14 protein-coding genes and 1 pseudogene are annotated in these 13,761 nt (G+C 73.5%); 7 read left to right on the top strand and 8 right to left on the bottom strand.

Features of this window, described 5'->3' with window-relative positions; genetic code table 11:
• The first annotated feature begins 144 nt into the window (after positions 1-144).
• The gene (locus ACFTWP_RS01100) at positions 145-576 is read left to right on the top strand and encodes a GNAT family N-acetyltransferase (RefSeq protein ID WP_380261267.1); all 432 of its coding nucleotides are present in this window, start codon (positions 145-147) and stop codon (positions 574-576) included.
• A gap of 40 nt (positions 577-616) precedes the next feature.
• Here the strand turns inward: ACFTWP_RS01100 and ACFTWP_RS01095 are convergent, their stop codons facing one another.
• The gene (locus tag ACFTWP_RS01095; RefSeq protein ID WP_380261265.1) at positions 617-886 is read right to left on the bottom strand and encodes a hypothetical protein; all 270 of its coding nucleotides are present in this window, start codon (positions 884-886) and stop codon (positions 617-619) included.
• A 199-nt stretch (positions 887-1,085) separates the two neighbouring features.
• The gene (locus ACFTWP_RS01090; RefSeq protein ID WP_380261263.1) at positions 1,086-2,006 is read right to left on the bottom strand and encodes a LysR family transcriptional regulator; all 921 of its coding nucleotides are present in this window, start codon (positions 2,004-2,006) and stop codon (positions 1,086-1,088) included.
• 131 nt (positions 2,007-2,137) lie between these two features.
• Here ACFTWP_RS01090 and ACFTWP_RS01085 point away from each other — a divergent pair, with 131 nt between their 5' ends.
• The 3 genes from ACFTWP_RS01085 to ACFTWP_RS01075 all read left to right on the top strand — a co-directional run bounded on the left by ACFTWP_RS01085 (position 2,138) and on the right by ACFTWP_RS01075 (position 6,063).
• Positions 2,138-3,142 (top strand): NADP-dependent oxidoreductase, encoded by a 1,005-nt coding sequence (locus ACFTWP_RS01085; protein WP_380261261.1) that lies wholly within the window; start codon positions 2,138-2,140, stop codon positions 3,140-3,142.
• Positions 3,143-3,436: 294 nt separating this feature from the next.
• Positions 3,437-4,378: a DUF5996 family protein gene (locus ACFTWP_RS01080; RefSeq protein WP_380261259.1), complete on the top strand. Its 942-nt coding sequence runs from the start codon at positions 3,437-3,439 to the stop codon at positions 4,376-4,378.
• Positions 4,379-4,977: 599 nt separating this feature from the next.
• Complete coding sequence (locus ACFTWP_RS01075) at positions 4,978-6,063, top strand: leishmanolysin-related zinc metalloendopeptidase (RefSeq protein WP_380261257.1); 1,086 nt, start codon at positions 4,978-4,980, stop codon at positions 6,061-6,063.
• 107 nt (positions 6,064-6,170) lie between these two features.
• On the opposite strand, the gene ACFTWP_RS01070 is transcribed toward ACFTWP_RS01075, so the two are convergent.
• The 4 genes from ACFTWP_RS01070 to ACFTWP_RS01055 form a co-directional block, all read right to left on the bottom strand.
• Positions 6,171-7,688, bottom strand: coding sequence for a DUF2207 family protein (locus ACFTWP_RS01070; RefSeq protein ID WP_380261255.1), 1,518 nt, complete (start codon positions 7,686-7,688; stop codon positions 6,171-6,173).
• Positions 7,685-8,239 carry a LemA family protein gene (locus tag ACFTWP_RS01065; protein WP_380261253.1) on the bottom strand — a complete coding sequence of 185 codons (555 nt, stop codon included), beginning with the start codon at positions 8,237-8,239 and terminating at the stop codon, positions 7,685-7,687. Before ACFTWP_RS01065 ends, ACFTWP_RS01070 begins: the two co-directional genes overlap by 4 nt.
• A 165-nt stretch (positions 8,240-8,404) precedes the next feature.
• Positions 8,405-8,875, bottom strand: a complete 471-nt coding sequence (locus ACFTWP_RS01060) for a GNAT family N-acetyltransferase (RefSeq protein WP_380261251.1) — start codon at positions 8,873-8,875, stop codon at positions 8,405-8,407.
• 207 nt (positions 8,876-9,082) lie between these two features.
• Entirely contained in the window at positions 9,083-9,844 is a 762-nt protein-coding gene (locus ACFTWP_RS01055) for a hypothetical protein (protein ID WP_380261249.1), read from the bottom strand.
• A gap of 303 nt (positions 9,845-10,147) precedes the next feature.
• On the opposite strand from ACFTWP_RS01055, the pseudogene ACFTWP_RS01050 reads away from it, so the two are divergent.
• Positions 10,148-10,234 (top strand): annotated as a pseudogene (locus ACFTWP_RS01050) (IS5/IS1182 family transposase); the annotation flags it as partial.
• Here the strand turns inward: ACFTWP_RS01050 and ACFTWP_RS01045 are convergent.
• Positions 10,205-10,420: a hypothetical protein gene (locus ACFTWP_RS01045; protein ID WP_380261617.1), complete on the bottom strand. Its 216-nt coding sequence runs from the start codon at positions 10,418-10,420 to the stop codon at positions 10,205-10,207. The pseudogene ACFTWP_RS01050 and the gene ACFTWP_RS01045 overlap by 30 nt on opposite strands.
• A gap of 414 nt (positions 10,421-10,834) precedes the next feature.
• Positions 10,835-11,233, bottom strand: a complete 399-nt coding sequence (locus ACFTWP_RS01040) for a hypothetical protein (protein ID WP_380261247.1) — start codon at positions 11,231-11,233, stop codon at positions 10,835-10,837.
• Positions 11,234-11,455: 222 nt separating this feature from the next.
• Between ACFTWP_RS01040 and ACFTWP_RS01035 the strand changes: the two genes are divergently transcribed.
• Together ACFTWP_RS01035 and ACFTWP_RS01030 are read left to right on the top strand one after the other, a co-directional pair.
• On the top strand, positions 11,456-11,905 hold the full coding sequence (locus ACFTWP_RS01035) for a hypothetical protein (protein WP_380261245.1): 450 nt from the start codon (positions 11,456-11,458) through the stop codon (positions 11,903-11,905).
• A gap of 182 nt (positions 11,906-12,087) precedes the next feature.
• Entirely contained in the window at positions 12,088-13,728 is a 1,641-nt protein-coding gene (locus tag ACFTWP_RS01030) for an alpha/beta hydrolase (protein ID WP_380261243.1), read from the top strand.
• Positions 13,729-13,761: the final 33 nt, after the last annotated feature.

Raw genomic sequence — 13,761 nt, 5'->3', positions numbered from 1 at the left:
GCGGACGCCGTCGGCCCGCCCACCGCCACCCGCCGCGCGGACGCGGTCGGCCCGCCGCCACCGTCCGCGGGCCGGCCCGTCGGCCGCCGTCCGGCTGTCGAATATCGCTGGCCACCGGGCGGGCGGGCCTGATCTCATGCGGTGATGAGCATCGAACTTCCCGGCGGGTACGAGATCTCCACCGATCCCGCCCGCCTCGACGTCGCCCTGGTCCACCGATGGCTGTCGGAGGACGCCTACTGGGCACTGGGACGCAGCCGCGAGAAGCAGGAGACGGCCATCGCCGGCTCCCTGAACTTCGGCGTCCACGACGGTGCCTCGGGCGCCCAGGTCGGCTACGCGCGGGTGATCACCGACCGGGCCACCTTCGCCTATCTCTGCGACGTCTACATCGCCCCGGCGGCCCGCGGGAAGGGGCTGGGCACCGCGATGGTGACCGCCATCCGCGACCACCTCGCCCCGTTCGGCCTGCGACGCATCCTGCTGGCCACCGCCGACGCCCACGAGGTCTACGCCCGGGCCGGGTTCGTCCCGCTGCCGGCGCCGGAGTGGTGGATGGCGATCCTCAACGAGTGAACCGCCGGCCCCGGGGCCGGCGGGAGCGACGCCGCCCGCCTCAGTGGGCGGTCTCCTCCTCGTACAGCCGGTCGACGTCCGCGTTCGAGAGCGAGAGGGTGACCGTCCGCCGCTGCTCGTCGACATCGGTGACCGCCGTCATCGGCACGATCACCTCCCGGCCGAACACCCAGATCCCGGTGTCGACCACCAGGTGCTGCTCGTCGACGTAGTCCGAGTGCCGGTCGACCTTGCCGATCCGGCCGTCCACACCGTCGACCTGGTATCCCGTCAGGTCGACGGTGTGCCCCTCGCTCTGGATCTCCGGCATGTCCGCCCTCCGTGGTGGTGCCGCGCCGCCCGGTCACCGTCGGCGACGGACCGGCCGCCCAGTCTCCTGCCCGGGCGCCCCGGGGGCAAACCGGTCCCGCAGCGCGGCCGTGGCGGGGCGCTCGTCCAGCGGCGCCCGGCGGTCTCCGGCGGGGGGAGGCACCGTCGACGAGGAGCCTGCGGGCCGGCGCCGGGCCCGCTCAGCCGGCGCCCCCTCGGCCGCCACCGGCGGCGACCGGCGTGGTCCCGGACGGCAGCGGGACGGAGCGCAGTTCGCGGATCAGCGCGCGGACGGCCGCTGTGCGGGCGAGTTCGGGGGTGGTGACGTACCCGACCCGGCGGGTGGGCGGCTGCGGGCCGAGTTCGGTGACGGACAGGCCCTCCGGTGCGCCGAGCAGGGTGAGCCGGGGCATGATCGCCATGCCGATGCCCCGGGCGACGAGGGACAGCACCACGGTGTCGTCCTCCACGGTGATGGTGGCGGGCGGGATCCAGTCCTGCCGGGCCCACCAGTGCGCGGTGTAGGAGCCGCAGTTCTCGTCCCAGTCGATCAGCGGCAGCTCGCGCGGCCGGGTCTGCCCGCGCGGGTGCGCGAGGGCGTACGACTCCTCGAAGAGACGGCCCGCCAGAAGGCCCGGGACGGCGGTCGCGTCGGCGTCCAGGGTGGCGAGGCCCACGTCGGCGTTGCCGTCCGCGACCTCGCCGGCGGTGCCGCGCCCGACCTCCCGGACGATCGTCACCTGCGGCACGAGCTGCGGATGCCGGGCCGTGAGCCCGGCGAGGACGGCCGGCAACAGGTGGGCGGCGATGCTGCGGAAGGCCGCGATCCGCACCGTCCCGGCGACCGTGCCGCTCTCGGCCGCCCGGACGTCGGAGCCCATGGCGTCCAGCAGGCGGAGGATCCGCCGGGCGTGCGCGACGGCCCGGGCGCCGGCAGCGGTCGGCCGCGCGCCGTGACGGCCCCGATCGAAGAGCACCGCGCCGATCTTGCGTTCACAGGCCCGGACGGCGTGCGAGACGGCGGACTGCGTCATCCCCAGGCTCACCGCGGCGGCCGTGAAGCCCCGCTCCCGTTCGACGGTGACGAGAATGCGCAGTTCATGCGGCCCGAGGTCGCTCATGCGGCGAATCTACCGCCTTCCATCGATCCGGCTCATGGAAGGGGGTCTTCCATCGACGACGGCCCCTGCCCGGCGGGCGCCGGCCTTCCTACCGTGGTGGCATCCAGCCCGCCCCTCCGAGGAGTCCCACCATGACCACCACCGCCCGGTACGTCCACCAGGTGTCCCGCCCGCACGGCCGGCCGACCGCCGAGAACTTCGCCTTCGTCGAGGAGCCGCTGCCCGCGCCCGCCGAGGGCAGTGCCCTGGTCGAGAACATCTACCTGTCCGTCGACCCGTACATGCGCGAGGAGATGGACGAGGGCGGCTGGCAGCTGGACGCGCCCCTGGAGGGCCGCTCGATCGGGCGCGTGGTGGAGTCCCGCACGCCCGGCCTCGCGGTCGGTGACGTGGTCTTCCACCGGAAGGCCTGGCGCACCCACGCCCTGGTCACCGAGGCCGAGGCCCGGGTGCTGCCGCCGCTGGCGGGCGTCCCCCTCAGCGCGCACCTGAGCGTCCTCGGCGGCACCGGCCTCAGCGCCTACGTCGCGCTGACCCGGATCGCCCGTCTGCAGCCCGGTGAGGACGTCTTCATCTCCTCGGCGGCCGGCGGGGTGGGCAGCGCGGCCGGCCGGATCGCCCGGCTGCTCGGCGCGGGCCGGATCGTCGGCAGCACCGGCTCGCCCGCCAAGGTGAAGCACCTCACCGAGCGGCTCGGCTTCGACGCCGCCTTCGACTACCACGACGGACCGGTCGGCGACCTGCTTGCCGCGGCCGCGCCGGACGGCATCGACGTCTACCTCGACAACGTCGGCGGCGACCACCTGGAGGGCGCGCTCCGGGGCCTGCGACAGCACGGCCGGATCGCCTGGTGCGGAGCCGTCGCCCAGTACAGCAGCACCGAGCCGCCGGCGGCGCCGCGCAACCTCTACGACGTGGTCCACAAGGCCCTGCGGCTGGAGGGCTTCCTCGTCCGCGAGCACCTGGACGCCCGGGACGAGCTGTACGAGGTCCTGGTCCCCCACATCCGCTCGGGCCGGGTCGTCCCGGACGAGACCGTGGTGCGCGGCTTCGACCGGGTGGTGGACGCCTTCCTCGGCATGCTCAGCGGGGCCAACACCGGCAAGATGATCGTCCAGGTCGCCGACACCCCGTGACCGTTGCCAACCCCCCCCGTGACCCCGTCGGCGACACCGTGTGACCGTCGGCGGCGCGCGCCGGGCGCCGTGCCCGGCCCGCGGTCGGCCTCCGGCCCGGTCCGGTCGGCCGCCGGCCCGCCGGCCGGGGCACCCGGTCCGCACCGGTTCTCACCGGGCCGACACGGCGGGGCGGCGGGGATCAGCCGGGTACGGGCGGTCGGGGGTTAGCGTGGGGATCTCCGTGGGGAGCAGGCGTTCGGAGCTCCACCACGTCCGGCCGCCGCCGGCCCGGAGCGCCCGAAGGGATACCCGATGGACCTGTTCCCGCCGATGCCGCTCGACGAGTGGCGGGACACCAAGGAGACGCTGCACCGCTTCGCGCAGATCGTGGGCAAGATCCGCCTCGCCTCCAGCCCGCGGCGCAACCACTGGTGGAACGTCGCGTTCCACCTCACCGGGCGCGGGCTCACCACGCGTCCCATGGGGCGGCCCGGCGGTCCGATCTTCACGATCGACTTCGACTTCGTGGACCACCGGCTGGTCGTGACCACGGCGGACGGAGACCTGCGCACCCTCCCGCTGGCCGGGCAGTCCGTCGCCTCGTTCCAGCACGCCGTCACGGCGGCGCTGTCCACGCTCGGTGTCCGGGCCGGGATCGCCGTTCCCCGGCCCTACGACCTGCCCGACGTGGCCCGACCGTTCGCCGAGGACCACGAGCACGCGAGCTACGATCCCGCCCTGGCGTACCGGTACTGGCTGGTGCTCACCCAGGTCTCCCTGCTGCTGGAGGAGTTCGCCGCGGGATTCAGCGGGAAGGCCAGTCCCGTCCACCACTTCTGGCACTCCTTCGACATCGCGCACAGCCGGTTCTCCGGGCGGCCCGCCGAGCAGTCGGCCCAGGTCGACCCGGTGACCCGGGAGGCGTACTCGCGGGAGCTGATCAGCTTCGGGTTCTGGTTCGGGGACGCCTCGCTCGGCGAGCCCGCCTTCTACTCCTACACGGCTCCCGAGCCGGCGCGGCTGATCGAGGAGCCGCTCATGCCGGCCTCCGCGCGCTGGGTCGCCCGCGACTCCGGCCACCTGGCGGTGCTGCCCTACGACGCGGCCCGTGCCGAGGCCGACCCGCGGGCGGCCGTCCTGGCCTTCTACGAGAGCGCGTACCGGGCCGGGGCCGTGCGCGCCGGCTGGGACATCGCCGGCTTCGCCTGCCCGGCCGGCGTCACGGATCCGCTCCTGGCCGCTCCGCGCCCGTGAGCCGGGCGGCCACGGGCGGTCCGGGCCCGGGCACCCGCCGCTGAGGGGGTAGAAATGCCCACACAGAGGTGAGGGGTAGAAAGGCCGCGGGTGGTGGCACGGCCGGCGCCGTCGTCGACCCGCCCGCTCGCCCGGGGCGTGGCGGTGGCCTGCCGGTTCTCCCGGGGGCGACCGCGGGCCGACGCCCGTCGGCTTGCACCGGCAGGGGTGGAACTACCCCGAAGGGCGCTGGCCCGCAGGTGAGTTGTCACCGAGGTCGCGCCAGGTCGGCGGAGGCGAACGCTGTACCGGGGCCCGGTCGAGGAGGAAGATGGAAGCGACCGTCGAAGGACGGTGCGTCATGTGCGAACACCTCCACCCTCCGGCTACGCCTCTCTCGTCCGGACTCGCCGCCGTGCCCGGGTCGCCCTGCCGCGTTCCCACCGCACCGCGCCCGGGTAGCCCGGGCCGCGGACGCGCGGGTGAGCGCCCTGCTCCTGCGGGCCGCGTTCGGGGCCGGCACACCGAACCCGCGGGCGACGGCCGGCCGGCCCCCGCCGTACGACTGGAATCCCGGGCCGTGCCGATCGCGGCACCCGGAGCAGCGAGGCGAGCGGCACATGACCACGGTGATCCTCCACGGGCCCGGGGCCGTACGGGAGTTCCTGCTCGGCGCCGAGCACCACGCCGCTGCCGACGCGCGCGCCGACGCCCTGCACGGGCACGGGACGCCACGGGATCCGGCCGGCGGTGCGCGGGGCCCGGCCGCCCCGCCGGCGCGGGCCGCCGAGCGGGAGCCGGGGGGTCAGTCCGACACGCAACGCACCCAATCGGGAGTTGTCATGGGTAAGTACAGTACGAGCGCCTTCAAGTCCTACCGCGCAGTGGCCGATCTGGACCGCGCCCAGCAGATCGCCGCGACGACCTCGCCCTTCACCATCGAGGTGCGCTTCCTCGGCGGCCTGACGGCCACCCAGGAGGACGCCTTCGCCCAGGCCGCCGACCGCTGGACGCGCGTCATCGTCGGTGACCTGGACACCGCGGTCGTCGGCGAGGACGTCATCGACGACCTCCTGATCGAGGCCGAGGGCGTCGCCATCGACGGCGTCGGCGGCATTCTGGGCATGGCGGGGCCCACCGACTTCCGGAAGCCCTCGGCCACCGCGGGGGCCCGGCTCCCGGCGAAGGGCGTCATGCGGTTCGACTCCGCGGACCTGGATCAGATGGTGGCCGACCACACCATCGTCGACGTCATCACCCACGAGATGGGCCATGTGCTCGGCGTCGGCAGCATCTGGACCGACTTCGACCTCCTGCAGGGGGCCGGGACCAACAATCCGACCTTCACCGGCTTCGGCGCGATGAGCGAGTTCGGCAAGCTCCTCGGGGTCGGCGAGCCGACCCCGGTGCCGGTCGCGAACGTCGGCGGGCCCGGCTCGCGGGACAGCCACTGGCGGGAGTCGGTGTTCCACAACGAGCTGATGTCCCCCCAGATCGCCGCGGCCGGCAATCCGCTGAGCCGGATGACGGCGGCGAGTCTGGGCGACCTCGGCTACCAGGTGGACGTGGACCAGGCCGAGCCGTACGAGATCCCGGACCTGCTCACCGCCGCCAGGACGGGCGACTCCCTGCCGCGGGTCGGCCTGATCAACGGGGGCATCGTGCTCCCGGTCGTCCCCACCGGCAGGCCGGCCGGGCAGCCCTGACCCGCCCGCCCGATGGCCCCGCCCTCCGGTGGCCCCGCCCCCCGATGGCCCCGGCAGCCCCGCCCCGGCGCCGGGGCACCGGAGGTGCCGCACCGGGCGTACCGAGGTCAGGCGGTGACCGGCTCCGCCGACCTGACCACCCGGGTCGCCGGTGACACCGAGAGGCGGACCACGCTTCCGGGCAGGACGACCGGGGCTCCGGCCGGCAGTGCCCAGGCCACGGTGCGGTCCGCGTCGCCCGTGTCCAGGGCGAGGAAGCGCGGTGCACCGTCACGTTTGCGTGGCTCCATGCGCAGCACCTCACCCGTGAGGGTGTGCGCGGCACGCCGCTCCAGGACGGCGAGGACCAGGTAGTAGGCGGTCAACGCGCCGGAACAGGCGATCGCCACCGTCTCACCCGCCAGGGGCCCCGGGTGCTCCATGGCGTGGCTCAGCCAGCCGTGGCTGCTGGCGTAGTTGCCGGGCATCGACGCGAGGAAGGCCACGAACAGCGTCCAGCGGCCGAAACGGCCCGCCGAGGCGACGGCGAGCATCCCGATGACCACCCAGCCGAGCGTCAGCAGCAGCCCGGGGCGGCGCAGCGAGTGGCTCGGATCCGGGCCGTCGGTGACCGCCCAGTCGGGCTGGCGCAGGACCGCGAAGAGGATCAGGCCCACGCCCACCACCGCCGCGGCGCCGGCGAGTTGCAGCAGCCGTGCGGAGGTGGCGCCGAAGCCGGGTCGCAGGCGTGGGTAGCGGATCCGTACCGGGCGCCAGGTGCCGCCGTAGGAGGACCAGACGCGGCGCCTGTCACCCGCGTCGAAGCCCAGCAGTCGCGCCGCCCGACCGGTGACGCCGAGCGCGGCACCGTAGCCGAGGTAGCGGTCCCAGACGGTGACGGCGGCGGGCGGCAGCTGGGCGAAGTCCTCGTGCGCCCGGAGCCAGGCCTCGACCCCGGCCCAGTGACCGGCGCGTTCGAGCCCGCGCCGGGTGGCCCGTTCGCCGAGCGACCTGCTCAGCAGGTACATCAGCGCGATCGCCGGGAGGACCCCGACCACGACCGCGCCGCGGACGTTGTGCCCGCCGGTGACGGCGCCCAGCGCGAACAGCACGCCGGGGCCGAACGCGGAGACGAACAGGGCGCTCGCGAGCAGCCGGGGGAACCGCGGCCGGGACAGCCCGCGCTGCCGGGCCTCGGCGACGATCTCCTGGCGCAGCGCGCCGTTCCACGAGCTCGCGCGTTCCTCCGCGCGGAAGGCGATCGCCCCGATCGGGGCACCCTCGTCGCCGGCCCGCTCGGTGACGCGGGCGAGGACCCGGCGCTCGTACGCGGTGAGGTCCGCGGCCACCTCGCCGGTGACGTGCACCGTGCTGTGGGCCGGGTCGTCGGCGGGCTGGCGCAGTTCGAGCAGGCCGCGGGCCGCGAGGTCCAGGAGGGTGGCCGCGGCGGCGTGGTCGACGGACCGCCACCGGTTGGCGAGCAGGGCGACCAGGGCTGGTGACTCGGGTTCGGAGCCCAGCTCCTGCGTGGCGGGGCCGGTGTCGACGGCGCCGTTGCGGGTCGCGGCGAGGGAGAGGGCGAAGGCTGCGAGCCAGAGCACGATCAGCCCGGCGCCGCCCCAGTAGAGCTCGGCGTCGAGGGTCATGCGAACGTCACCGGGGTCGTCTCCCGGGCCGCGGTCCCGCCCTCGAAGTACTCACGCAGGCCGTGGGCGCCGCCGAGCCTGGACACGAGGTTCCCGGGGAAGCTCTCCAGGGCGGTGTGGTAGCTCTGTACGGCGCTGTTGTAGAACTGCCGCGCGTAGGCGATCTTGTTCTCCGCGGTGGTCAGCTCCTCCTGGAGCTTGGCGAACCGTAGGTCGGCCTTCAGCTCCGGGTAGCTCTCACCGAGCGCGAACAGCTTGCCCAGGGACGCGGTCAGCAGGTCCTCCGCGGCCGCCTTGTCCGTGACGCCCAGGTCGGTGTCCGCGGCCGCTCCGCGGGCGGCGACGACGGCTTCGAGCGTGGTGCGCTCATGGGTGGCGTACCCGCGCGTGCTCTCGACCAGGTTCGGTATCAGCTCGTGCCGCCGCTTCAGCTGGACGTCGATCTGCGCCCAGGACGCCTGCGTCTGGTTGCGCAACCGGATCAGACGGTTGTACGTCCTGACGACCCACCACACCAGCGCCGCGACCAGCACGGCGAGAACTGCACCCACGATGACACCCACGGTGTCGCCCCCAGAGAACGATGACCTCGACTTCCGGCCGTTCCGGGCGGGTCGTGGTGATCATAGGGGTAGGTGCGACCGGCCGCCGCGATTAATGCCGGCCGCGGGGTCGGCGGGGCCCGTCGGGCGGTCGGCGAGCACCGCCGCGGGCGCTCACCGCACCCACCCTCCGGGGCCGGGTCGCAGGGCCATGAAGCCGTCCACGGGCTCGAAGCCGAGGGCGCGGTAGAGGCCGGCGCCCGCCTCGGTGGCGCGCAGTTCGACGGATCCGCAGCCGGCGTCCTTGAGGGCCTCGACGAGCGCGGAGGTCGCGGCGCGGCCGTAGCCGCGTCGCCGGTGGGCGGGGTCGGTGGCGACGGTGTGGATCCGCCCCCATCGGCCGGTGGGGTGGGCGGGGCCCGGGTAGCCGCGGTGGACGATGCCGATGGCGCACGCCGCGAGCCCGCCGTCGACGGGGACGACGTAGGCGAGCAGGTCGGGGTCGGTGCCCAGGCGGGCCCGCATGTCGTCGCGGAAGACGCGCCGCCAGTGTTCGGTGAGGGGGCCGCCGTCGCGCACGGCGACGCGCAGCCGCAGCAGTTCGTCGGCGTCCGCGGGCCCGGCGGGGCGGGCGGTCCCGGTCATTGGCTCTCCTTCGGTGCGGCCGGTGGTCGGCGGGGGTGATGCGGGTGCTCGGCCGGGTGTCGGCGGCCACGGCGCCGGCCTTCGTCCACCGGACAAGGGCCCACCGCGGTGCCGACCAGTATGGAAGCCGGCCGGCGGCCGGGATCCTCGGGGGTGTCCGGCGGGTCCCCCGTCGGGAGGTGCCGCGTTCCACCGACCGACCCGGCGTCAGATGACGCTGAACCGCTGGAGCGCGAACCTCAACGCGTCGGGTTCGACGTGGATCCCCCCGCTGAAGGGGTGGTTCATGGCGGACAACAGGGTCAGCACCCCGGACACCAGCAGGGCGAGCCCGCCGATTCCGACGATCCCCGGCCAGGTCAGCTCCTGGATCTGGAGCGCGGAGGCGGCCACCAGGAGGATGGCGGACAGGATCAGGCCGATCCACAGGTAGTCGGGGACTTCCTGGGAGACCGCCAGCATGCGTGCGCGCCGGGCGTCCCCCACCTCCCTGAGGGCCAGCAGGGAGTCCCGCGCGAAGGTCTGCTCCTGCTTGGAGTCACCCGAGGTGTCCTGCAGTACGCGCCGCAGCCTGTCGTACAACTCCTGGGCCTGTGCACTGGTCCCGCCCTCGGCCATCGCCGGCCACTCCTCGTCGATCACCGTGACCGTGTACTGGCGCGTCAGTTCGCGGACCTCCGTGCGTGAGGCGTCCGACAGCGGCCGCGTCGCCCAGTAGAGGTTGACGAGGCTCGCACCCTCATTGCTCACCTCGTCACCGGCTCTGCTCAGACTGGTGCCGGCGGAGACGATCGAGAGGGCCAGGATGAAGCTGAACAACGTCCTGTTGAGGGTGGAGAAGTGTTCGACCCCGTCCTTCAGGGTGGATCCTTCGCGCCAGCGCTGCGGAACGTATCGGACCATGAGGACCAGAACGAGGATCGAGGCGCCGACACAGCACGCGACCAGGGTGATTGAAGCCAAACTCATGGGCCCCATTTCACCTCAGGGGCATCCTCCGGCTGAAACCCGTGGTGATATGTGCATCCCATTGAGTGCACGGGCTGATCGAAGTTCACGGATTCGGGCACCAATTGAATATCATCGCCCTGGGATTCGGGTTGCGTTCTCCACCCTGAGCGGCGTTGTGCTTCGCCGGGGGCCCGGACGAGGAATCGCCGGGATTCCTCGCAATTGGAGTTCGTGACATGATCTTGCTGATCGTTGCTGCCGGGGCGTGACCGATGTGACGATTCGTCCGTTCGTGATGGCGTGAGCACCAAGCCGTGGATCATGGACGGCGAGCTGTGGGCCCGGATCGAGCCGCTGCTGCCGGCCCGGCCGGAGCGATCACCGGGCCGGCGTCCCGTGGACGACCGGCTGTGTCCGAGCGACCGGGCCGTCGCCGGTCGACCGCCGCAAGTCCGGGCACGCGTTCTTCGGCAGGCCGCCGGGGTGCTTGGCCTGGGGTTCGCGCAGGGAGAACCACGCGGTGCTCTCGCCGGCGTACGCCCCGTCGACGATCTCCTTCGGGCTGATGGACCGGATGGCTTCGGTCATCGTCATGTCGGTCTCCTCCCGGTCGGAGGGGGACCTGCTTTTTTCGTCGAATCGGATTCTGAGAATCACGTCAGAGTCATCGCCCTCTTTCCCTCGATCACTTCGGTCTTTTCCGTGCTTTCGTCGCCTCGTTCCACCGGCGGATCCTCATCGACTGACCCTGGTCGGGGATGGCGCCGGCAAGGTGGATGCGGGAGAAGTCACCGTCATCACTCATGCAGGCCCGTCGTCTGGGAACTCGTAACACGACGACTGTGTCGGCAGGTTGAGGCGTCGCCGGCAGATGAGTCCGCAGGCGAGTGACGCGAGGGCGTCGGCGCCGCCTCGTACGCCCGCGGTCGCCTCGTACGCCCGGCGCGCCGCCGCGTGCCCGGGCCGTGGGGGCGGCCCGGGCACGCGGTCAGGCTCTGCGGCCGGGGGTCAGTGGTTCTTGGCCAGGCAGAGGACGAAGGGGTCGGACGACTCCTCCAGGTAGGCGGCCTCGGCCTCCTCGACGGCTTCGCAGGTCTTGGTGTCGCTGGTGTTGTGGACGACCTTCACCACCTTGAACTCGGCGTCGGCCGCACCGCAGTCGACGATGGCGACCTTGGGCTTGTCGCTGCTGCCGCTGTTGTGGACGCAGTTGCCGGCCTCGGCGATCGACGGGTCGTCGTGGATGTAGAAGCCGAACGCGATGAACGCGACCACGGCGACCAGGACGATGCCCAGGACCTTCTTGACCTTCTTGCCGGCGCTCGGCTTGACGGGGGGTTCGGTGCTGACGCCGGGCGGGAACTCCGGCAGCTGGTGGGGGGTGTCGGAGACCGGGGGAGTGCTCAAGATCATTCCTTGCTCAAGGGTGGTGCGGTGTCGCCAGACCGTAGGTGCCCGGAGCGGTCGAGCTGAAGATCCGCCGGGCGATCGTTGTGCAGTCGTGTCGCGCGGCCCCGGTGAATCGGGGCAATCAGGGGCGTTGATGCGTCAGCGAACGGCTATTGCACCAGGTCAGCGCTGCCCCTACGCTGAGCGCCGCGCAACCCGCGCCTCACCCGAAGGACCCCGATGAACGAGAAGTCCACGCGCACGTGCCTCGCCGTGGTGGCCCCGGCACTCGCACCGCAGGAGCGGATCGAGCTGGTGGACGTGCTGCAGATCGGGAGGGTGTCCGCCGGGCGCCGGGTGGCGACGGCCGCCCTGGTCGGGGTCGCCAGCGGCGGCACCGTGATCGCCGCGGTGCAGCCCCGCGCCTACTTCATGGTGCTGACCGATCGCCGGCTGTACCTCGTCGACAACAACAACGGCACCGTGGGCCGGTCGATCGTGTCGGCCACGCCACGGGAGAAGATCACGGCGGGGCCGCTCCGCAAGCACCTGCTCACCCTGTCGATGGAGGTGCGCTTCACCGGGGTCGCCGAGCCGAGCCGGTTCAGCTGGGGCCGCTTCCAGAGCGGGACGGCGCAGACCATCGCCGACGCCCTGGCGGGCGCACGGACCGAGGTCCTGACGGACTGACCGCCGGAGCGACGCCCCGCGGACGGTCCGCGCCCCGTCCGCCCCGCGTCCGGTCCGCGCCCCGTCCGCCCCGGGTCCGTCCCGCGGGGTCGGAACACCTCCGGGGGTGGGGCAGGCCCCAGTCCCAACTCTCCTGCTGGCACCAGGGACTGCGCCCTGCCGCCCGCGGGAGGGTGGGCGGCATGACGACACCACTGCACCACCCGCCCGCCCGCGAACGCCCCCGCCGGGCGCGCCCGGCGAGGGCGGGCAGGTCGCCGAGGCGGACCTGGGCGATCCGGACGGTCGGCGTGGCCGGGGCGGCGGCGCTGGTCACCGCGACCCTGGTGGCCCCCACCGCGAGTGCCGCCACCGCCGATGCCACCGCGACCGCCGTCGCTGCCACCGCCACCGCCGCCGCCGACGCTGCGGGCACCGACGTTGTGCCCTCGCCCCTGAACTGGACGGCCTGCCCGTTCCCCGGTTCACCCGAGGCGCTCCAGTGCGCCTCCATCCAGGTGCCCCTGGACTACGCGCACCCCCGCGGGGAGACGATCACGGTCACGGTGGACCGCCTCCCGGCGACCGGCGCGCACCCCGTCGGCAGTCTCTTCTTCGACCCGGGCGGCCCCGGCGGGTCCGGGACCCAGCTGGTCCGCGCCGAGTCCCTCGGCTTCGAGGTGTTCTCCGCCGCGACCCGGGAGCACTTCGACCTGATCGGTCTGGACCCGCGCGGCGTCGGGCTCAGCAGCCCGGTCCGCTGCGACCCGGCACTGCTCAACCGTCAGGTCCCGCTGTTCCCGACGGACGAGGCCGGGTTCCAGCGCCTCGTCGAGCACAACCGCGAGCTGGGTCGGAGCTGCCGCCGGCTCACCGGTCCGCTCCTGGACCACCTCGACACCGTCAGCGCCGCGCGGGACCTGGAGGCGCTGCGGCGAGCACTCGGCCAGGGGCCGCTGAACTACCTCGGCCTGTCCTACGGGTCCCAGCTGGGCGCGACGTACGCCGAACTCTTCCCCGACCGGATCCGGACGCTGGCCCTGGACGGCGCCCTGGATCACTCACTCTCGACGACGACCCTGTTCAAGGACGAGGCGCGCGCCTACGAGGACTCCTTCCGACGGTTCGTCGACTGGTGCGCCACGGACACCTCCTGCGCCCTGCACGGCACCGACGTGGGGCGGCTCTTCGACGACCTGGTGGCGGCGGCCGACCGGGCGCCGATCCCGGCGCCGGAGTGCGTCGAGGCGGGCACCTGCCGCCCGGCGGTGACCGGCGAGGACATCCGGTTCACCCTGCAGGGGCTGCTGCTGTTCCCGTCCCGACGGGGCGATCTCGCCCTCGCCCTGCAGCAGGCCCGCAGCGGCGACGCCTCGGCGTTCTCGCAGCCCGTCGCCACCGGGCCGAGCGACGAGGAGATGAACGGCAGCGCGATCGCGATCGAGTGCCTCGACTGGCCGACGCCGATCCGGACCTTGGACGACCTGCGGCGACTTCAGCGGCTCGGTCGGACGGTCGCCCCCCGGCTCGGCGGCGCGTCCCAGTCGTGGACCATCCTCACGGGCTGCGTCGGCTGGCCGGCGCCGGTGGTCAACCCGCCGCGGCCGGCCGTCGTCCGGCACGCACCGCCGATCCTGATCACCAACGCGACCCACGACCCCTCCACGGCGTACCCGTGGGCCGTGCACCTCCAGCGCGAACTGCCGTCCAGCGTGCTGGTGACCCGGGAGGGCGACGGCCACACCAGTTACCTGGCCCGTGGCGTCGGCCGGACCAGGGACGCCATCGACGCCTACCTGCTCACCGGGCGGACACCGCCGCCCGGCACCGTCTACGACGACTGACCACCCTGTGACCCGACCGGCCCGGTCCTGACC

This window comes from Kitasatospora sp. NPDC057015, from assembly GCF_042673745.1.
Lineage (GTDB): Bacteria > Actinomycetota > Actinomycetes > Streptomycetales > Streptomycetaceae > Kitasatospora.
This window is presented reverse-complemented; position numbering and strand designations above follow the sequence as displayed.